This is a genomic window from Caballeronia novacaledonica, from assembly GCF_900258035.1.
GTDB classification, from domain to species: domain Bacteria; phylum Pseudomonadota; class Gammaproteobacteria; order Burkholderiales; family Burkholderiaceae; genus Caballeronia; species Caballeronia novacaledonica.
Genome location: NZ_OGTP01000041.1, coordinates 1 through 18,443 on the forward strand (window position 1 = coordinate 1; position 18,443 = coordinate 18,443).

Sequence of the window (18,443 nt, forward strand, 5' to 3'; positions counted from 1 at the left end):
GGCCGCGCCGGCGCCGAATCGACGATGCGCCGCGCGAGCTCCGCACTCGGCGCGGCAACCGCCTGAGCGTCGAGCAGGGCGTCGAGCGCGCGGGCGTCGGCGAGCGCGGCGAGCGCGTCGGCGTCTGCGGCGTTCAGAAGCGCGAGCGCCGCGTCGCGTTCGCCGGCGGGCCAGCGTTCCGGCGCCGCGCCGTAGGCCTCGGTGATGTGGCGGAATCGTTCGGGTGTCATCGATGTTCCTTCGGGGCGTCGCCGCCTGACTGTGCGAGATCCGCGAGCGCGGCTCTCAGGTTGCGGCGGGCGCGGGCGAGCAGGCTTTCCAGCGCCTCGGTGCTGATGCCCATCAGCGCCGCCGCTTCCGCGTTCGGCAATTCCTGGTAGTACTGCAGCACGAGCGCCTCGCGCTGGCGCGCGGGCAGCTTCGCGAGCGCGGCCGCGATGCGCTCGTTCGCGTGCGTCGCCTCGATCCGCTCGTCGGGCAGCGGCGCGCGATCGGCCTGTTCGGGCAGATCGTCGGACAAAGTGGTCTCGCGATGACGGCGCAGGCGGTCGTAGCACAGATTGAGCGTCACGCGATGCAGCCACGTATCGAAGCGCGCCTCGCCGCGCCGCCACTTCGGCGCGATGTTCCAGATGCGCAGGAAGGCTTCCTGAGCCACGTCGTCGGCCTCGTCACGGTCGCCGAGCATGCGCGACGCGAGCGCGACGATACGCGGGAGCTTCCGCGCGACGATCTCGCGGATGGCTCCCGGTTCCCGATTGCCGACGCGGGCAATGAGCGCGGTGTCCGGATCTTCTTCTTTCAATGTGTTGTCGGGTGTCGAGTTGCCTGGACGCTCGGCGGGTTATCGCGTTTGTCCGCATTTTCAGTAAACGACGACCGGCCCGCGATAGTAGACCGGATGCGCCGGATACACGACGCATCCGGCGAGCAACACGGCGGCGAACCCCGCTGCGATCAACGTCTTCAACATGATCGGTTACCTCGGTTCGATCGTGGCGCGGCTCACGCCCAATGTCCTTCGACCCAGCGCCAGTTCGGCCCGCGCTGCACCCAATGTCCCGGAATCCAGCGATACCCCGCGCGCACCGTCCGCCAGTGGCCCGGCGCCCAGACGTAGCGGCCGCGATCCCAGCGCCAGTGGCCCGGATCCCACGCATAGCCCGCGCGCGGCGGCGGAGGCGGTTCGACGCGCGGCGGCGGCGGCGCGGAGGGCGCGACGATGATCGTCTGCGCGTCGGCAGGGCTGCTGTGCAGGGCGGCGAACGATACCGCGACGACCGGCGCGAGCACGGCCGCCGAAAGCGCCGCGCGCAGCGGCAAACGTGTTTTTTTCATGACATGTCCCGTCGATTCAGGTTGCGACGAGAACTTGAACGGCGCGGCGGGCGCGTTTCCGTCGCTGGGCGCGCGGCCAATTTGTAACGAGGTTTTACGCCAGTACGTCGAGGCCTTCGACGAGACGCCGAGCCAGACGCGGCTGCCGCAATTGCTCCGTCCACCATTGCAGCGCGCGGCCTTCGTGATCGCCGCGCCATGCGACGTACAGAACATTCGGCTCGCGCGGATCGGCGGTTTCCTTTTCGACAAGTTCGCCGCGCGCCAGCAGCGTTTGCACGCGATGCCGCGGAACCCAGCCCGTGCCGAGCCCTTGCCGCTGCGCGAGGATTTTCGCGCGCATCGTCGGCACGGCGAACGCGGCCTGGCCGCCGAGCACGCCGTACGCGCGTCCCGCCGAGCGCGACGAATCCGCGACGACGACCGCCCGATGCGCCGCGATCTGATCGCGTTTCAGCGGGCCGCGCTCCGTCGCGAGCGGATGGCGCGGCGACACCGCGAACGTCCATTGCATCACGCCGAGCTCGAACCATCGCAGGCCGGGAATCGCCGGCGGCTCGTTGGTCGCGCCGACGATCAGATCCGCGCGGCCATCGCGCAACGCTTCCCAGGTGCCGCTCAGCACCTCGTGCGTGATGCGCAACGCGACGCCGGAATCGAGCGCGTCGAACGCCTGCACGACCGGCAGCAGCGTCTCGAATTCGAGGATTTCGTCGCAGACGATCCACAGCCGGTCTTCCCAGCCGCTCGCGATCTGCTTCACGCGCTGCGCGAGCCGCGACACGTCGAGCATCAGGCGCGATGCTTCGTCGGCGAGAAGATGGCCGGCGGGCGTCAGTTGCAGGCGATAGCGGCGCCGGTCGAAGAGCAGCGCGTCGAAACGCGTTTCCAGTTGCCGCGCGGCATGCGACACCGTCGACGGCGCCTTGCCGAGGCGCGCCGCCGCACGCGAGAGGCTGCCGGTTTCGCGGATCGCGTCGAGCAGCGAGAGTTCTTCTTCTGACAACATGTTCGACTCCATCGAACGAGTTCATCGTCCGGATCGTACGGCAAAAGCGGCGTGGCGGCTCACCATGAGCGTCATCGGGACAAACCCAACTTTCGATGGAGCTGAACGATGAACGCCTTCCTGCATACGATGCGCCGCGCCGCCGGCGTGCTGCTCGCCGCCGCCGCCCTGCAACCCGCCGCGCATGCCGCGAACACGCCGCGCGCGTCCCAGCCGATCGCCGCCGCGAGCGCGATCCAGTCCCGCACGATCGATGCGAACGGCGTCGACGTTCACTATCTGCAAGCCGGGCACGGCGACGCGACGCCCGTCGTGCTGCTGCACGGCTACACGGAGACGAGCCGCATGTGGCAGCCGCTGATGACGCGTCTCGCGGGCGAGCGCGTCGTGCTCGCGCCCGATCTGCCGGGCGCGGGCGGTTCGGCGATGCCGGCGTCCGGCTACGACAAGAAAACGCTCGCGCAAGACATCCACGCGATGGTCCGGAAGCTGGGCTATCGCAAGGTGAAGCTCGTCGGGCACGACATCGGGCTGATGGTCGCGTATGCGTACGCGGCGCAATATCCCGACGAAGTGGAAAGCATCGTGCTGATGGACGCGTTCCTGCCGGGCGTCGGCGACTGGCAGAAAGTCTGGCTTCTGCGCGACAAATGGCACTTCAACTTCTACGGCGACACGCCGGAGAAGCTCGTGCGCGGCCGCGAGCGTGTCTTTTTCGAGCATTTCTGGAACGACTTCGCCGCCGATGCCGCGCATTCGGTGAGCGAGGCGGATCGCCGGTACTATTCGGCGCAGTACGCGCGCAATGGCCGCATGCGCGCGGGCTTCGAGTATTTCCATGCATTCCCGCAGGACGCGAACGACTTCGCCGGCTTCGCGAAAACGCCCCTCGCGATGCCGATGCTCGTGCTGACCGGCGAACGCGCGTCCGGCACGTTTCTGATCGATCAGGCGAAGCTCGTCGCGACGAACGTGCAGGGCGTGGTCGTGCCGGGCGCGGGCCACTGGCTGATGGAAGAGGCACCGGATGCGACGATGGCGCAACTCGTGCGTTTCATCGACGCACCTTCATCCAACTGAGATACATGAATGCCGCGGCGCGAGGTTTGCACCGCGGCATTCAGGGAGAACGGAAAATGGGACTTCTCGTCGACGGAAAGTGGCAGGACAAATGGTACGAAACGGCGTCCACGGGCGGGCGCTTCGTGCGCAAGGACGCGGCGTTTCGCAACTGGGTGACGGCCGACGGCGAGACCGGCTTCAAGGCCGAGCCGGGACGCTATCACCTGTACGTGAGCCTCGCGTGCCCGTGGGCGCATCGCACGCTGATCATGCGCGCGTTGAAGGGCCTGGAAGGGATGATCGGCGTATCGGTCGTGAACTGGCTCATGCTGGAACACGGCTGGACCTTCGACGACGCTCCGGGCGTCGTGCCCGACACGATCAACGGCGCGCGTTATCTGCATCAGGTCTACACGGCGGCCGATCCGCACTACAGCGGCCGCGTGACCGTGCCGATCTTGTGGGACAAGGCGCGCGGGACGATCGTGAACAACGAGTCGTCGGAGATCATCCGCATGCTGAATTCCGCGTTCGACAGCATCGGCGCGAAACCGGGCGACTACTATCCGCTCGAGTTGCGCGAAGAGATCGACGCGCTCAACGCGCGCATCTACGACACGGTCAACAACGGCGTCTACAAGTCGGGCTTCGCGACGACGCAAGCCGCCTACGAGGAAGCGGTGACGCCGCTTTTCGACACGCTCGATTTTCTCGAAGAACGCCTGGACACGCGCCGCTATCTGGCGGGCGAGCGCTTCACCGAAGCGGACATTCGCCTTTTCACGACGCTCGTGCGCTTCGACGCCGTGTATGTCGGCCACTTCAAGTGCAATCTGCGGCGCATCGCGGATTATCCGAATCTCTCGAAGTACGCGCGCGCGATCTACCGGATGCCGGGCATTGCGGCCACGGTGAACTTCGGGCACATCAAGCGGCACTACTACGAGAGTCATCGGACGATCAATCCGACGGGCATCGTGCCCGCCGGACCGGTGCTCGATTTCGACGCCGCCTAGTCGTACTGATAGACGCCGCGCTTCGTCTTGCGGCCGAGCCGCCCCGCCGAGACGAGTTCGCGCAACAGCGGACACGCGCGGTATTTCGAATCGCCGAAATCCTTGAGGAAGACGTCCATTACCGAGAGGCAGACGTCGAGGCCGATCAGGTCCGCGAGCCCGAGCGGGCCGATCGGATGGTTCGCGCCGAGCTTCATGCCCGCGTCGATTTCCTCCGCGCTCGCGACGCCCTCGTAGAGCACGAAGAACGCTTCGTTGATCATCGGCACGAGCACGCGGTTGACGACGAACCCCGGCGAATTGCGCACGCCGATCGGCGATTTGCCGAGCTTTTCGGTGAGCTCGCGCACGGCGGCGGCGGTTTCGTCGCTCGTCTGCACGCCGCGAATCACTTCGACGAGCGGCAGGAGCGGCACCGGATTGAAGAAGTGCATGCCGATGAAGCGCTCGGGCGTGTCGAGCATCGCGGCGAGCGCCGTGATCGAGATCGACGACGTGTTCGACGCGATGATCGCATCGGCGCGGGCCGCGCCTTCGATCTGCTTCAGGATGCGGTTCTTGAGTTCGGCGTTCTCCGTCGCGGCTTCGATCACGATGTCGGCTTCGGAGAGACGCGCGTAATCGGTCGATGTCTCGATGCGCTTCAACGCCGCGTCGCGCGCGGACGCTTCCAGCTTGTCCTTCGACACGAGCCGCTCCAAGCTGCCCGTGAGCGTGGCGACGCCCTTCGCAAGTGCGGCGTCGGTGACGTCGATCAGCACGACCTCGAAGCCCGCGACGGCCGCGACCTGCGCGATGCCGTTGCCCATGGTTCCCGCGCCGACGATGCCGACGGTCTGAATCTTCATGCTTTTGCTCCTCCTTGATCTGCGCCGGCCAGAGCGGCCGGCAAACCGGAAATGATCGAAAAACGCCTGAAGCGCATTCAGGCATCGATTCTAACCAGTGGCGAAGGCAGCGGCGTTACCCGAACGCCGTCAGATCTCGCGGGGCGATGCCGTTTGCATGACAGAAGGCAGCATAGCGGTCCCAGCCGCTCTTCCAGTTTTCGGCGGCGAGAACGCGTCCGTTGTCCTCCACGAACAGCAGCTCGCCCTGGATGATGTTGAGCGTGACGATCTCCCCGCCACCCGAATCCGCCGGCAACGCTTCGGGCGTGTGGCTCGACCCCGCCGTCTCGTACACGATGCTCCCCGGCCCCGCGATCCAGTCGTGCTCGCGATACTTCCAGCGCCCCTCGACCGTATAGACGATCACGGTCCCCGTATGGCGATGGCGCGGCATCTGGCCTTTCGCCGGTGCTTTCATGAGCGCGATGACCTCGCCGCGAATCGGATCCAGCTTGAAATACTTGACGAGCACGCGCTCGCTGTACGGCGTGAACGGCACCCACGGCAGGTCCGCTTCGTTGAGGCACGTGGTCTGAATCTGTTCGAACAGCATGATGTCGGCTCCCGGTATTCAGCAGTGCATTGTAGGCAGCGCCGGGCGCGGCGAACATCGGCCGAATGGACGACCCCTTCGACCGAGCCGGATCGCGCGGTATCTGCTATCGTCCACGCCATGCCAACCATCATCACCGTTTCCAATCTGTCCAAGACCTACGGGTCGGGCTTCCGCGCGCTCCGGAACGTGAATCTGGAGATCCGTCGCGGCGAAATTTTTGCGCTGCTCGGCCCGAACGGGGCGGGCAAGACGACGCTCATCAGCACCGTCTGCGGCATCGTCAATCCGAGCGAGGGGAAAGTGACCGTCGCGGGTCACGATATCGTCACGGATTACCGCGCCGCCCGCGCGATGATCGGCCTCGTGCCGCAGGAACTGACCACCGACGCGTTCGAGACCGTCTGGGCGACGGTGTCGTTCAGCCGCGGCCTCTTCGGCCGGCCGAAGAATCCGGCGCACGTCGAGAAGGTGCTGAAATCGCTCTCGCTGTGGGCGAAGAAGGACAACAAGATCATGACGCTTTCGGGCGGCATGAAGCGGCGCGTGCTGATCGCGAAGGCGCTCGCGCACGAGCCCGAGATTCTGTTTCTCGACGAACCCACCGCCGGCGTCGACGTCGAGTTGCGCCGCGACATGTGGGAGCTCGTGCGCGAACTGCGGAGCAACGGCGTGACCATCATCCTCACGACGCACTACATCGAGGAAGCGGAGGAGATGGCGGACCGCATCGGCGTGATCAATCACGGCGAGATCGTGCTCGTCGAGGAGAAGCGCGAACTCATGCGCAAGCTCGGCCAGAAGAAGCTCACGCTGCAGCTCGAACAGCCGCTCTCCGAGATTCCCGCGCCGCTTCAGCCTTACGGCCTCACGCGCTCGGCGGACGGCGGCGAACTCACCTACACGTACGACGCACAAGACGAGCCGGGCCGCATCATCGCGCTGTTGCGCCACGTCGACGAAGCCGGCGTGCGTTTCAAGGATCTGCAAACGACGCAAAGCTCGCTCGAAGACATCTTCGTGAGCCTCGTCAGGGAAGCCAAATGAATTTATACGCCGTTCGCGCGATCTACCGTTTCGAGATGGCGCGCGCCGGGCGCACGCTGATGCAGAGCATCGTGTCGCCCGTCATTTCGACATCGCTTTATTTCGTCGTGTTCGGGGCCGCCATCGGCTCGCGCATTCCGGAAGTCGACGGCATCAGCTACGGCGCGTTCATCGTGCCGGGGCTCGTGATGCTCTCGCTGCTCACGCAAAGCATCGCGAACGCGTCCTTCGGCATCTATTTTCCGAAGTTCACGGGCACGATCTACGAGCTGCTGTCCGCGCCGGTGTCGTACTTCGAGCTCGTGCTGAGCTACGTGGGCGCGGCCGCGACCAAATCCGTCATCCTCGGCCTGATCATTCTTCTTACAGCACGACTATTCGTGCCGCTCAGAATCGATCACCCGGTCTGGATGATCGTGTTTTTGTTGCTCACATCCGTGACGTTCAGCCTGCTCGGGTTCATCATCGGCATATGGGCGGACGGTTTCGAGAAGTTGCAGATCATTCCGCTCCTGATCGTCACGCCGCTCACGTTTCTCGGCGGCAGCTTTTATTCGATCAATATCCTGCCGCCGTTCTGGAAGGCCGTGGCGCTGTTCAATCCGGTCGTCTATCTGATCAGCGGCTTTCGCTGGAGCTTTTACGGGCTCGCCGATGTCCAGGTCGGCGTGAGTCTCGGCATGACGCTGGTGTTCCTTGCGGTGTTCATCGTGATCGTCGCGTGGATCTTCAGGACGGGATACCGGCTCAAAACGTAGCGCGGCGCTGTTTGGGCGGACAGAGGCATGAAAATCATGAGACGCACGAAGCGCAATTTTCTCGGCGCGATGGCCGCCGCCTTCGCGGGCGGCGCGAGCGCTTCGGCGCCCGCCCGGTCGTACGAGATCGATCACAGCAGCGCCGACTGGCGACGCAGACTTTCGTCCGAGCAATTTCGCGTGCTCCGGCGCGGCGGCACGGAACCGCCGTTCGCGAGCCCGCTGCTCAAGGAACGTCGCGACGGCACGTATGCGTGCGCGGGCTGCGGGCTCCCGCTGTTCTCGTCGGCGACGAAATTTGACAGCGGCACGGGCTGGCCGAGCTTCTGGAAGCCCGACGACGGCGCCGTCGCGATGCACGCCGACGCGACCGGCCACATGCGCAACGAGGTGCATTGCCGGCGCTGCGGCGGACATCTCGGCCATGTCTTCGACGACGGACCGAAGCCCACGGGCCTGCGTTACTGCATGAACGGCGCCGCGCTCGAATTCCGGCCCGACGAAGCCTGATATCGCACAAATCATCCACCTCACTCGCGACTTTTCCATGAACGCTCCCGAACTCAAGCTCGATTCCGCGAAGACCGCGCTCGTGCTGATCGATCTGCAGGCGGGCATCGCCGCCTTGCCCGTGCAGCCTCACGACGCCGCCAGCGTGCTCGCCAACGCGCGCGCGCTCGCCGATCGCTTCCGTGCGCTCGGCGCACCGGTCGTGCTGGTCAAGGTGGCGTTTCCGAACGGGCCGGGCGGCCTGCGTCCGGTCACCGACGCGGGACAGGCGCCGGAAGCGCCCGAGCCGGCGGGCTGGAGCGAGTTGAGCGCGGAACTGGGCGTGCAGGCGTCCGATATCGTCGTCACCAAGCGGCAGTGGGGCGCGTTCTACAACACCGATCTCGACTCGCACTTGCGCCGTCGCGGCATCGAGACGATCGTGCTGGGTGGCATCGCGACGTCCATCGGCGTGGATTCGACAGCGCGCGGCGCGCACGAGCGTGGCTATCAGCAGGTGTTCGTCGAAGACGCGATGAGCGATCTGCGCGCCGACACGCACGAATCGACCTGTCGCTACATCTTTCCGCGCATCGGACGCATTCGTTCGACTGAACAAGTACTGACGGCGCTGGCATAGCGGCGCGGGTCATCCTACGCGAGCGAGGTGCGGTGATGGCGGCCATTCCGAAAGTGGCGATCGCGTGCCAGGGCGGCGGCAGCCATGCGGCGTTCGCCGCGGGCGTTCTCGACCGGCTGCTGAGCGGTGAGTTTCTCAACCGCTTCGAGCTCGTCGCGCTGTCGGGAACGTCGGGCGGCGCCATGTGCAGCGCGCTCGCGTGGGCAGGTTTGCTGCTCGGCGGACCTCCCGACGCGAGGCGCCGGCTCGCCGGTTTCTGGAAGGATTTGGAGGCGCGCGACGGGCCGGACATCGTCGCGAATGCGGTCGGAACCTGGTACGCGCGGCTGCCCGTCAATGCGGAAATCAGCCCGTATCTCTATCCGCCAATCGCCGAGGAGCGGCTGCGCGAACTGCTCGACAAGCATCTGCCGTTCGCCTCGCTGCCGACGGACCCGGACCAGCGCGCGAAGCCGACGCTGCTCGTCGGCGCGACCGACGTGCGCACGGGCGATCGCGTGATCTTTCCCGGCGACAAGCTCGATCAGGATCAACTGGTGGCATCGGCTGCGGTGCCGCCGCTGTATCGCGCGATCGCCGCCGACGGGCGCATGTGCTGGGACGGCCTCTTCAGCAGCAATCCGCCCGTGCGCGAGTTCACCGATTTCGCGCTCCACACGCGTCCCGATGAAATCTGGGTCGTGCAAATCAATCCGCAGTATCGTCGCGAGTTGCCTGAATCGACGAACGAAATCATTGACCGGCGCAACGAACTGTCCGGCAATCTTGCGCTAGGGCAGGAGCTTTACTTCACGACGCGCGTGAACGAACTGCTGAAAGCCGACAAATCGCTGGAGAAGCGCTACAAGCCGATCAAGGTGCGCGTCGTGCAGATGCATCTCGACGCGAAAGATTATCCCGGGCCGCTCGACTATGCATCGAAGCTCGATCGCAATCCGGCGCTGCTCCACGCCTTGATCCGCAAGGGACGCGAGCGCGCGGAATGGTTTTTCGACGAGCGCTCCGACTGGCCGAGGGAAGGCACGGCTCCGCACAAGAGCGTCTACGCCACGACGCCCGCGGCGATGTCGGCGAAGTCGGGCTGAACATTCGCAGTCCGTGATATTGCAACGATTAAGAGGACTCTTGTGGTCCTGGCCTCCGTGTTCCCTTATTGTGAAGTCACTCGCTGGCGGGACCCCACCTGTCAGCGAGAGCGCCCGTTCATCCCCGTGTTCGGGCGCAACGCTTCCCCAAGCGCTGGACGCGCGGTGCTCTCGAGCCGCGCGTCCTTTTTTCTAACTCGCTGCCGTCAAGCAACCGTCGACGCGACGAGACGCACGAGCGTGATTTCGGATGGCGCGCCCAGCCGCTTCGGCGGTCCCCAATAGCCGGTGCCCCGGCTTGTGTAGACCCACAGCCCGTTGAACTTTACGAGCCCGGCAACAAAAGGCTGCTGTAGCCGCACGAAGAAATTCCACGGCAGAAACTGGCCGCCGTGCGTGTGTCCTGAAAGCTGCAGCGTGAAGCCCGCTTCGGCCGCCGCCGTCGCGCTACGCGGCTGATGGGCGAGCAGTACGCGCACGGCGGCATCGTCGGGTGCGCCGCTGATCGCCTTCGCGGGATCGCTGCGATGTGCGGGATCGAAGCTGCCCGCGCTGAAATCCGTGACGCCCGCGACCACGGCTTGTGCGCCGTCGTGATCCAGCACGACATGCTGATTGAGCAGCACGGTCAGACCCAGACGCCGGAACTCGGCGATCCACTTGTCCGCGCCCGAGTAATACTCGTGATTTCCCGTGACGAGAAACGTGCCGTGCCGCGCGCTGAGTCCCGCGAGCGGGCGCGTGTGATCGGCGAGATTCGGCACGGTGCCGTCGACGACATCGCCCGTCACGGCAATCACGTCCGGTTCGAGCCCGTTCACGGCCGCGACGATGCGTTCCACATAGTGACGCTTGATCGTCGGGCCGACGTGGATGTCGCTGATCTGCGCGATCGTGAAGCCGTCGAGCGCGGCGGGCAGGTTGTCGATGGGAACATCCACGCTCACGACCGGCGCGCGCCGCCGCGCGTTGTAGAAGCCGATCGCCGAGAAGAGCACGGCCAGCAACGGCACGGCGAGCGCGCTATAGGCGACGAACGCCGGCGAGCCGACGGGCGCGCCGCGCAGCCAGTCGACGAGATGCACGAAGAACAGAATCACGTCGCGAGCGAACGTCAACAATAGCAGCGACGAGAAGAAGCCGAGCGCGGTCAGCCCGAGCCAGGCGAGGCGATCCGCGAGCGACTGCGGTTCGATCTGCCGCGCCGCCATGCCAAGCGGAATGACGACGACCGATGCCGCGAGCAGCACCGCCGCCAGCACTTTGAGCGGCAGGCTCACGGGCGCGCCCGGAATGAGCCGCACGCCGACATAGAGATGGAACAGAACGCCGATGCCGATGAAGCGGAGAAAGAATGCCGAACGTCGCATAGCGCTCCTGGAGGGATCGAAGAAGCGGCAGGAAGACGGGCGTTGCGCCCGCGCGGGATATGGAGCCGATTCTAACGGTTCGACGCCGCGCATGCCTTCGACGGTTCGATTCTTTCGCCGGAGCGGCAAGCAAAAAAGCCCCGACACGCCAATGTCGAGGCTTTGCTCATTTCACGGACCGCATGCGCGATCAAACCGCCATGCACAGATACTTGATGACGACGTAATCGTCGATGCCGTAATGCGAGCCTTCGCGTCCGAGTCCCGACTGCTTGACGCCGCCGAACGGCGCCACTTCGTTCGAAATGAGACCGGTGTTGATGCCGACCATGCCGTATTCGAGCGCTTCGGCCACGCGCCAGATGCGGCCGATATCGCGGCTGTAGAAGTACGCCGCGAGACCGAACTCGGTGTCGTTGGCGAGTTGCACGACTTCATCGTCGGAAGAGAATTTGAAGATCGGCGCGAGCGGACCGAAGGTTTCCTCTTTCGCGACTTTCATGTCGGGCGTGACGCCGGTCAGCACGGTCGGCTCGAAGAAGCCGTGGCCGAGCGCGTGACGCTTGCCGCCCGACGCGAGCGCGGCGCCTTTGGCGAGCGCGTCCTCGATGTGCGACTCCACTTTTTGCACGGCCGCTTCGTTGATGAGCGGGCCGAGCGCCACGCCGCTTTCGGTGCCGAGCCCGACCTTGAGCTTGCCCGCGGCGGCCGCCAGTTTTTGCGCGAAGGCATCGTAGACGCGCTCGTGGACGTAGAAGCGGTTCGTGCACACGCAGGTCTGTCCGCTGTTGCGATATTTCGATGCAATCGCGCCTTCCACGGCGGCGTCGAGATCGGCGTCGTCGAACACGATGAACGGCGCGTTGCCGCCGAGCTCCAGCGTCACCTTCTTGACCGTCGGCGCGCTTTGCGCCATCAGCAAGCGGCCGACCGCCGTCGAGCCGGTGAACGACAGCTTGCGGACGATCGGGTTGCTCGTCATTTCGCCGCCGATCGCTTTCGGATCGCCGGTGAGGACATTGAGCACGCCTTTCGGCAGGCCCGCGCGCTCGGCGAGCACGGCCATCGCGAAGGCGGAGAAGGGCGTCGCTTCGGCGGGTTTCACGACGATCGGGCAGCCTGCCGCGAGCGCCGGGCCGACCTTGCGCGTGATCATCGCGGCCGGGAAATTCCACGGCGTGATGGCGGCGCACACACCGATGGGTTCCTTCGTCACGACGATGCGCTTGTCGGCTGCGGGCGTCGCGAGCGTATCGCCGGCGACGCGCTTGCCTTCTTCCGCGAACCATTCGATGAAGGAGGCGGCGTAGGAGATTTCGCCTTTTGCTTCGGCGAGCGGCTTGCCTTGCTCGGTCGTGAGGATGAGCGCGAGGTCGTCGGCGTTCGCCATCATCAGGTCGAACCAGCGGCGCAGGATGACGGCGCGTTCCTTTGCGGTCTTCTTGCGCCATGCGGGCCAGGCGGCATTGGCGGCGTCGATGGCGCGGCGCGTTTCTTTTTGTCCCATCTTGGGGACGGCGCCGAGGGATTCGCCTGTCGCCGGGTTCGCGACTTCGAACGTTTCGCCATCGTCGGATTGGTGCCATTCACCGTCGATGTAGGCGGCGTGACGCAGCAGCGTCGGGTCCTTGAGTTGTTCCTTCAAGTTCATGTCTTTGTCCTTTTTTTGGTCTATTAGCGTTGCCCCTGTGCGGGGCGGCAGTCACTTTCTTTGCTGCTGCAAAGAAAGTAACCAAAGAAAGCAGCTTTCCCCATCCTAAGCACTTCACGCCGGCCGCGGCACAGGCAATCGACCGAATGGCCCCCAGAGTAGCAAGCGACCCCGCAAGCAGAATCGGACTTGGCTCGCGCACGGTCCGACACATCGCACCACACACCAAATTGGCTCAGCACGAAATAGCGCCGGCCCGCTACGCGGCCGATGGGTCAATCGGGTCTGCACGTACTTCCGTACTTCCGTACTAACGCGTCTATCTCACTGCATTCGCGTCAGGTTGGTTTCCCTTGCATACCCGACGGCAGCGCGAAGCGCTGTGCCGAAGCTATTTCGTGCTGAACCAGCGCTCTAAAACAACTGGCTCGTCAGACCGTGCGCGATCCAAGCCCGATGAGACCTTCGAGGGCACGTACTACTCTGGGAGCCATTCAGCCGATCGCCTGTGCCGCGGCCGGTGTGAAGTACTTTGGATGGGGAAAGCTGTTTCTTTGGTTACTTTCTTTGCAGCAGCAAAGAAAGTGACTGCCGCCCCGCACAGGGGCAGTGCTAATAGACCGACGCGAAATCGGGATTCCACGAAAGCCCACGCAAATAACGAATCCAAAACCGCGAGGTGCCAAAACCACCAGCGCCTCGCGCATCAAAAGTCAGACAGCAACACCAACCGTCTCAACAAGCACCTCTTCAAGAATCCCGATAGCTTCATCGAAAACCTCTTCCTGAATGGTGAGCGGAAACAGGAACCGAACGACGTTCGAATAAACACCACACACGAGGAGCAGCAAGCCGCGCTCCAGCGCACGCGTCTGCACGAGCTTGGCAAACGCCGCATCCGCGTCATGCGAACCAGGCTTGCAAAACTCGACGGCGATCATCGCACCCGGCCCGCGCACATCGGCGATTTGCGGGACATCGGCCTTGAGCGTTTCGAGCTTCGCCTTGAGCTTGTCGCCCAACACAACAGCGCGCTCGCAGAGCTTTTCATCGTCGATGATATCGAGCACCGCATGCGCCGCAGCCACCGCCAGCGGATTGCCCGCGTACGTGCCGCCGAGTCCGCCCGGCGCGGCCGCATCCATGATCTCCGCACGTCCGACGACGCCCGACAGCGGCATGCCGCCCGCCAGCGACTTCGCAATCGTCATCAAGTCCGGCACGACGCCGTGATGCTCCATCGCAAACAGCTTGCCGGTGCGCGCGAAGCCCGTTTGCACTTCATCGGCGATGAGCAGAATGCCATGTTCGTCGCAAATCTTGCGCAGGCCGCGCACGAAGTCCGCCGGCGCCGCATTGAAGCCGCCTTCGCCCTGCACCGGCTCGAAGATGATCGCGGCGACGCGCGTCGCCTCGATATCCGCCTTGAACAGATGCTCGATCGCGCGCAGCGAATCCGCGACCGTCACGCCGTGCAGCGGATTCGGGAACGGCGCGTGATACACGTCCGACGGGAACGGCCCGAAGCCGATCTTGTACGGCGCGACCTTGCCGGTGAGCGCCATGCCCATCAGCGTGCGGCCGTGGAAGCCGCCCGTGAAGGCGATGACACCCGGACGGCCCGTCGCCGCGCGCGCGATCTTCACCGCGTTCTCGACGGCTTCCGCGCCCGTCGTGAAAAACGCGGTCTTCTTCGCGTGCGAGCCCGGCGCGCGGGCGCTGATCTTTTCGGCAAGCGACACATACGACTCGTACGGCACGATCTGATACGCGGTGTGCGTGAAGCAGTCGAGCTGCGCGCGGATCGCCTCCACAATCTTCGGATGACGATGTCCCGTGTTGCACACCGCGATGCCCGCCGCGAAGTCGATGAAACGGCGGCCCTCGACGTCCCACAGTTCCGCGTTCTCGGCGCGCGCCGCGTAGAAATCGCACATCACGCCGACGCCGCGCGGGGTCGCGGCGTTCTTGCGGGCGTGCAGGTCGGCGTTCTTGAGGTTGGTGCTCACAGGGAAATCTCCTTCGCGCAAGAGCGCATGTCGATGGCGGCCGTGTCGGCCAACTGAATTTAACGACGACTATAGTAAGATTTGGCCCTCAAGTTCAGAGCCATTTCAATAAATATATAGGAGCCAATCCGATGTCGATGCGCGCGAGCGTGCTTTCCGACTGGCTGGCGCAGCGCATCGACCGCGCGAACGGCCAGCCGATCTACCGGCAATTGCATCGGCTGTTGCAGCAGGCGATTCTGACGCGCGAGCTTGCGGCGGGCGCGAAAGTGCCGTCGTCGAGGCTGCTCGCGGCGGAACTCGGCGTCGGGCGCAATACCGTGACGCAGGTCTACGAGCAACTGGCGCTCGAAGGCTATGTCTCGTCGGCGACGGGGCGCGGCACGTTCGTCGCGGACAGCGCCCCCGACGAAATTCTCTTCGACGATGCGCCGCCCCCAGCCATCGCCCGAACCGATACGCAAACGACGCTTTCCACGCGCGGCGCGCGGCTGATTTCGGGCGCGGGCGTGTCGAAGCGTCAGGGCGGCGCGTTCATGCCGGGCGTGCCGGACGTGTCGCGCTTTCCGTCGCGCGTGTGGAACCGGCTGCACGCGAAATACTGGCGCAAGCCGCTGCCCGATCTGCTCACGTACGCGCCCGGCGGCGGCCACGCGGGACTGCGCCACGCGCTCGCGCACTATCTGCGCACGTCGCGTTCGGTGCGCTGCACGCCGGAGCAGATCGTCGTGACGACGGGCATCCATCAGTCGATCGATCTCGCCGCGCGCCTGCTCGCCGATTCGGGCGACACGATCTGGACCGAAGATCCGTGCTACTGGGGCGTGCGCAGCGTGTTGCAGGTGTCGGGACTCGACCTGAAGGCGATTCCCGTCGACGCCGAAGGCATCGCGCCGACGCCCGACGATCTCGCGTCGCCGCCGAAGCTGATGCTCGTCACGCCGTCGCATCAATATCCGCTCGGCATGGTGATGAGCCTCGCGCGCCGCCGCATGCTGCTCGAATACGCGCGCCAGCACCGCTGCTGGATCATCGAGGACGACTACGACAGCGAGTTCCGTTACGGCAGCCGGCCGCTCGCGTCGCTGCAGGGCATGGACGCGGGCGGGCAGGTGATCTACGTCGGCAGCTTCGGCAAGACGCTGTTTCCGGGGCTGCGCATCGGCTATGTCGTCGTGCCGGAGGCGCTGGCGGACAGCTTCGCGACGGCGAGCGCCGAGCTGTATCGCGAAGGGCAGCTCTTGCAGCAGGCGGTGCTCGCGGAGTTCATCGAGCAGGGCCATTTCACGTCGCATATCCGGCGGATGCGCGCGCTCTACGGGCAGCGCCGCGACGCGATGCTCGCGACGATCGGCGCGCGCTACGGCAATACGCTGGCGATCGCGGGCGGCGATGCGGGACTGCATCTCGTTCTGAAGCTGCCGCAATATATCGACGATCGCGCGCTTGCCGCCGCCGCGCTCGCGGAGGATATCGTCGTGCGGCCGCTGTCGGGGTACTACGCACGCCGGCCGGACGCGGAATCCGGCTTGCTGATCGGCTATGCATGCGTGCCCGACGATGAAATCGCGCCGGCTTTCGCGAAACTTGCCGGTGTGATCGACCGTTTTTTGCGTTGAAAACCGGTTGAAACTGACCCGTCGCAGGGCCTTCCGCCTCTATCCTTGTAGTAGCCCGGCCCGATGCGCGGCCACCTGTATGGCATAAACAGCGGAAGCGGTTGTCACACCCGTTATCAACATCCCTTGCACGCCAAGCAAGATCGCTATGATCCGGCCAAGCGTGCTTGTCGGCACCACGTCGCCATAGCCGATGGTCAGCGCCGTGACCGCGCAAAAGTAGAAAGTGTGGCCTAGCGATGATTGTGCGTGAGTGGCTGCATCGACGGCCCCTCCGACGTAATACATGGCAACCGACAAAACGAGGAAAAGCGCTAGCAGCACGGCCAGAATCGCGCGCAGGTGCCAGAGGACCTTCGCAAACTCGGCAATCGCATGGTGCGGGTGGATTCGGATGCGATCAGCCCCTTTGACGGCATTATCCATGTCGTGAACCTCGCAGATTTTCAGGCCACTTAAGTTCCGAAGTTTGACAACGATACTACTACGTGGTCGATCCTCGAGAATCCTTAGAGGCCACCGTGACGACGCGCGGCAGATAGAGTTGGCATGCAGGCAAACCTCGCGGCATCTCCCACAAAATCTGCAAAGAACCCAAAAAAATCCCACAGAAAGCTGGAAACCACGGCGCATGTGGAGGATCATGTGCGCCGTTTTCCGATCTTCAGCAAGGGCTTCCCCATGACGACTTCGTCCGACCATCACTTTACCGTCATCGCCGATCTCTCCGACGACGCGCCGTCGCTGCGCGAGATTCGCCACGACATCCACCGTCATCCGGAGCTGTCCTACGAAGAGACGCGCACCGCCGCGCTCGTCGCGGATCGGCTGGAGGAGTGGGGCTGGCAGGTGACGCGCGGGGTCGGCGGAACGGGCGTCGTCGGCACGTTGAAGGCGGGCGGCACGAAGAGCATCGGCCTGCGCGCCGACATGGACGCGCTGCCGATCATCGAGCAGACCGGCAAGCCTTACGCGAGCGAGACGCACGGCAAGATGCACGCATGCGGCCACGACGGCCACACGACGATGCTGCTCGGCGCGGCACGCCATCTCGCGCGCACGCGCCGCTTCAGCGGCACGGTGCATCTGTATTTTCAGCCGGCGGAAGAGCACGGCGTGCCGAGCGGCGCGCAGAAGATGATCGCGGAGGGCCTGTTCGACCGCTTTCATTGCGACGCCGTCTTCGGCGTGCACAACCATCCCGGCGCGCAACCCGGCACGTTTTTGTTCCGCAAGGGGCCGTTCATGGCGGCGGGCGATCAGGTGTCGATCGTGATCGAAGGCGTCGGCGGGCACGCGGCGCGGCCGCATCTGTCCGTCGATCCGGTCGTCGTGACGGCGAGCATCGTGATGGCGCTGCAGACGATCGTCGCGCGCAACGTCGATCCGGCGCAGCCCGCCGTCGTCACCGTCGGTTCGATGCACGCCGGCACGGTGAACAACGTCATCCCGAACCGCGCGACGCTCGAACTCTCCGTGCGCTCGTTCGACCCGCAAGTGCGCGAACTGCTGAAGCGGCGCATCAAGGATCTGGTCGAATCGCAGGCCGCGAGCTACGGCGCGAGCGCGACGGTGAAGTATCTGGAAGGCTATCCGGTCGTGGTCAATTCGGATGCCGAGACGGAGTTCGCGATTCAGGTGGCGCGCGAGCTGGTCGGCGAAGAGAACGTCGTCGCGCACGCCGATCTGCTGATGGGCAGCGAGGATTTCGCGTTCATGCTGCAGGAGCGGCCGGGCTCGTTCCTGCGTCTGGGCAACGGTGCGGGCGAGGACGGCTGCATGGTCCACAACCCGCACTACGACTTCAACGACAAGAATCTGCCGGTCGGCGCGGCGTACTGGGCGCGTCTGGTCGAACGATTTCTAGAATATTAATTTTCGGATTTTACCGCTGACGATGGGATATC

Annotated in this window: 18 protein-coding genes and 1 pseudogene; 9 read left to right on the plus strand and 10 right to left on the minus strand. The window is 64.9% G+C overall.

The features are described from left to right. From NOV72_RS30880 to NOV72_RS30895, 4 genes and pseudogenes are all read right to left on the minus strand, one after another. Positions 1 to 230 (minus strand): annotated as a pseudogene (locus NOV72_RS30880) (hypothetical protein); the annotation flags it as partial. After that, positions 227 to 805: an RNA polymerase sigma factor gene (locus tag NOV72_RS30885; protein ID WP_106858307.1), complete on the minus strand. Its 579-nt coding sequence runs from the start codon at positions 803 to 805 to the stop codon at positions 227 to 229. The gene NOV72_RS30885 and the pseudogene NOV72_RS30880, both read right to left, overlap by 4 nt. 200 nt (positions 806 to 1,005) lie before the next feature. Continuing rightward, on the minus strand, positions 1,006 to 1,338 hold the full coding sequence (locus tag NOV72_RS30890) for a YXWGXW repeat-containing protein (protein ID WP_106858308.1): 333 nt from the start codon (positions 1,336 to 1,338) through the stop codon (positions 1,006 to 1,008). 94 nt (positions 1,339 to 1,432) lie between these two features. Continuing rightward, the gene (locus NOV72_RS30895; RefSeq protein ID WP_106858333.1) at positions 1,433 to 2,347 is read right to left on the minus strand and encodes a LysR family transcriptional regulator; all 915 of its coding nucleotides are present in this window, start codon (positions 2,345 to 2,347) and stop codon (positions 1,433 to 1,435) included. Between the two features lie 108 nt (positions 2,348 to 2,455). Between NOV72_RS30895 and NOV72_RS30900 the strand changes: the two genes are divergently transcribed. Beyond that, entirely contained in the window at positions 2,456 to 3,427 is a 972-nt protein-coding gene (locus NOV72_RS30900) for an alpha/beta fold hydrolase (RefSeq protein WP_106858309.1), read from the plus strand. A gap of 56 nt (positions 3,428 to 3,483) precedes the next feature. Next, positions 3,484 to 4,425, plus strand: a complete 942-nt coding sequence (locus tag NOV72_RS30905) for a glutathione S-transferase family protein (protein ID WP_106858334.1) — start codon at positions 3,484 to 3,486, stop codon at positions 4,423 to 4,425. Here the strand turns inward: NOV72_RS30905 and NOV72_RS30910 are convergent. Together NOV72_RS30910 and NOV72_RS30915 are read right to left on the minus strand one after the other, a co-directional pair. Continuing rightward, entirely contained in the window at positions 4,422 to 5,273 is an 852-nt protein-coding gene (locus NOV72_RS30910) for a 3-hydroxybutyryl-CoA dehydrogenase (protein ID WP_106858310.1), read from the minus strand. The genes NOV72_RS30905 and NOV72_RS30910 overlap by 4 nt on opposite strands. Before the next feature lie 115 nt (positions 5,274 to 5,388). Beyond that, entirely contained in the window at positions 5,389 to 5,868 is a 480-nt protein-coding gene (locus NOV72_RS30915; RefSeq protein ID WP_106858311.1) for a 2,4'-dihydroxyacetophenone dioxygenase family protein, read from the minus strand. Between the two features lie 120 nt (positions 5,869 to 5,988). Here NOV72_RS30915 and NOV72_RS30920 point away from each other — a divergent pair, with 120 nt between their 5' ends. The 5 genes from NOV72_RS30920 to NOV72_RS30940 are packed head-to-tail and all read left to right on the plus strand — an operon-like array spanning position 5,989 to position 9,887. Continuing rightward, positions 5,989 to 6,915: an ABC transporter ATP-binding protein gene (locus NOV72_RS30920; protein ID WP_106858312.1), complete on the plus strand. Its 927-nt coding sequence runs from the start codon at positions 5,989 to 5,991 to the stop codon at positions 6,913 to 6,915. Continuing rightward, positions 6,912 to 7,673, plus strand: a complete 762-nt coding sequence (locus NOV72_RS30925; RefSeq protein ID WP_106858313.1) for an ABC transporter permease — start codon at positions 6,912 to 6,914, stop codon at positions 7,671 to 7,673. The genes NOV72_RS30920 and NOV72_RS30925 overlap by 4 nt, the downstream gene beginning before the upstream one ends. Before the next feature lie 27 nt (positions 7,674 to 7,700). Next, positions 7,701 to 8,183: a peptide-methionine (R)-S-oxide reductase MsrB gene (gene msrB, locus NOV72_RS30930; RefSeq protein ID WP_106858314.1), complete on the plus strand. Its 483-nt coding sequence runs from the start codon at positions 7,701 to 7,703 to the stop codon at positions 8,181 to 8,183. A 37-nt stretch (positions 8,184 to 8,220) separates the two neighbouring features. After that, positions 8,221 to 8,802 (plus strand): hydrolase, encoded by a 582-nt coding sequence (locus NOV72_RS30935; RefSeq protein ID WP_106858315.1) that lies wholly within the window; start codon positions 8,221 to 8,223, stop codon positions 8,800 to 8,802. Positions 8,803 to 8,837: 35 nt separating this feature from the next. Next, a complete protein-coding gene (locus tag NOV72_RS30940; RefSeq protein WP_106858316.1) occupies positions 8,838 to 9,887 on the plus strand; it encodes a patatin-like phospholipase family protein in 1,050 nt (349 codons plus the stop codon). A gap of 206 nt (positions 9,888 to 10,093) precedes the next feature. Here NOV72_RS30940 and NOV72_RS30945 read toward each other — a convergent pair whose 3' ends face one another. The 3 genes from NOV72_RS30945 to gabT all read right to left on the minus strand — a co-directional run bounded on the left by NOV72_RS30945 (position 10,094) and on the right by gabT (position 14,917). Continuing rightward, positions 10,094 to 11,257, minus strand: coding sequence for a metallophosphoesterase (locus NOV72_RS30945; RefSeq protein ID WP_106858317.1), 1,164 nt, complete (start codon positions 11,255 to 11,257; stop codon positions 10,094 to 10,096). A 190-nt stretch (positions 11,258 to 11,447) separates the two neighbouring features. Further along, positions 11,448 to 12,908, minus strand: a complete 1,461-nt coding sequence (locus NOV72_RS30950; protein WP_106858318.1) for an NAD-dependent succinate-semialdehyde dehydrogenase — start codon at positions 12,906 to 12,908, stop codon at positions 11,448 to 11,450. 713 nt (positions 12,909 to 13,621) lie between these two features. Continuing rightward, entirely contained in the window at positions 13,622 to 14,917 is a 1,296-nt protein-coding gene (gene gabT, locus NOV72_RS30960) for a 4-aminobutyrate--2-oxoglutarate transaminase (protein ID WP_106858320.1), read from the minus strand. A gap of 137 nt (positions 14,918 to 15,054) precedes the next feature. Here gabT and pdxR point away from each other — a divergent pair, with 137 nt between their 5' ends. Next, a complete protein-coding gene (pdxR, locus tag NOV72_RS30965; RefSeq protein ID WP_181291204.1) occupies positions 15,055 to 16,536 on the plus strand; it encodes a MocR-like pyridoxine biosynthesis transcription factor PdxR in 1,482 nt (493 codons plus the stop codon). 39 nt (positions 16,537 to 16,575) lie between these two features. On the opposite strand, the gene NOV72_RS30970 is transcribed toward pdxR, so the two are convergent. Beyond that, a complete protein-coding gene (locus NOV72_RS30970; RefSeq protein WP_106858322.1) occupies positions 16,576 to 16,962 on the minus strand; it encodes a potassium channel family protein in 387 nt (128 codons plus the stop codon). Positions 16,963 to 17,217: 255 nt separating this feature from the next. On the opposite strand from NOV72_RS30970, the gene NOV72_RS30975 reads away from it, so the two are divergent. Next, a complete protein-coding gene (locus NOV72_RS30975; protein WP_106858335.1) occupies positions 17,218 to 18,411 on the plus strand; it encodes a M20 aminoacylase family protein in 1,194 nt (397 codons plus the stop codon). Positions 18,412 to 18,443: the final 32 nt, after the last annotated feature.

Excerpts from the sequence above, each read along its gene's own strand:
- msrB (WP_106858314.1), top strand. The coding sequence starts at position 7,701 with ATGAAAATCATGAGACGCACGAAGCGCAATTTTCTCGGCGCGATGGCC.
- NOV72_RS30970 (WP_106858322.1), bottom strand. The coding sequence starts at position 16,962 with ATGGATAATGCCGTCAAAGGGGCTGATCGCATCCGAATCCACCCGCAC.
- pdxR (WP_181291204.1), top strand. The coding sequence starts at position 15,055 with ATGCGCGCGAGCGTGCTTTCCGACTGGCTGGCGCAGCGCATCGACCGC.
- NOV72_RS30900 (WP_106858309.1), top strand. The coding sequence starts at position 2,456 with ATGAACGCCTTCCTGCATACGATGCGCCGCGCCGCCGGCGTGCTGCTC.
- NOV72_RS30920 (WP_106858312.1), top strand. The coding sequence starts at position 5,989 with ATGCCAACCATCATCACCGTTTCCAATCTGTCCAAGACCTACGGGTCG.
- NOV72_RS30950 (WP_106858318.1), bottom strand. The coding sequence starts at position 12,908 with ATGAACTTGAAGGAACAACTCAAGGACCCGACGCTGCTGCGTCACGCC.
- NOV72_RS30910 (WP_106858310.1), bottom strand. The coding sequence starts at position 5,273 with ATGAAGATTCAGACCGTCGGCATCGTCGGCGCGGGAACCATGGGCAAC.
- NOV72_RS30890 (WP_106858308.1), bottom strand. The coding sequence starts at position 1,338 with ATGAAAAAAACACGTTTGCCGCTGCGCGCGGCGCTTTCGGCGGCCGTG.
- NOV72_RS30975 (WP_106858335.1), top strand. The coding sequence starts at position 17,218 with ATGACGACTTCGTCCGACCATCACTTTACCGTCATCGCCGATCTCTCC.
- NOV72_RS30905 (WP_106858334.1), top strand. The coding sequence starts at position 3,484 with ATGGGACTTCTCGTCGACGGAAAGTGGCAGGACAAATGGTACGAAACG.
- NOV72_RS30915 (WP_106858311.1), bottom strand. The coding sequence starts at position 5,868 with ATGCTGTTCGAACAGATTCAGACCACGTGCCTCAACGAAGCGGACCTG.
- NOV72_RS30895 (WP_106858333.1), bottom strand. The coding sequence starts at position 2,347 with ATGTTGTCAGAAGAAGAACTCTCGCTGCTCGACGCGATCCGCGAAACC.
- NOV72_RS30925 (WP_106858313.1), top strand. The coding sequence starts at position 6,912 with ATGAATTTATACGCCGTTCGCGCGATCTACCGTTTCGAGATGGCGCGC.
- NOV72_RS30940 (WP_106858316.1), top strand. The coding sequence starts at position 8,838 with ATGGCGGCCATTCCGAAAGTGGCGATCGCGTGCCAGGGCGGCGGCAGC.
- NOV72_RS30945 (WP_106858317.1), bottom strand. The coding sequence starts at position 11,257 with ATGCGACGTTCGGCATTCTTTCTCCGCTTCATCGGCATCGGCGTTCTG.
- NOV72_RS30935 (WP_106858315.1), top strand. The coding sequence starts at position 8,221 with ATGAACGCTCCCGAACTCAAGCTCGATTCCGCGAAGACCGCGCTCGTG.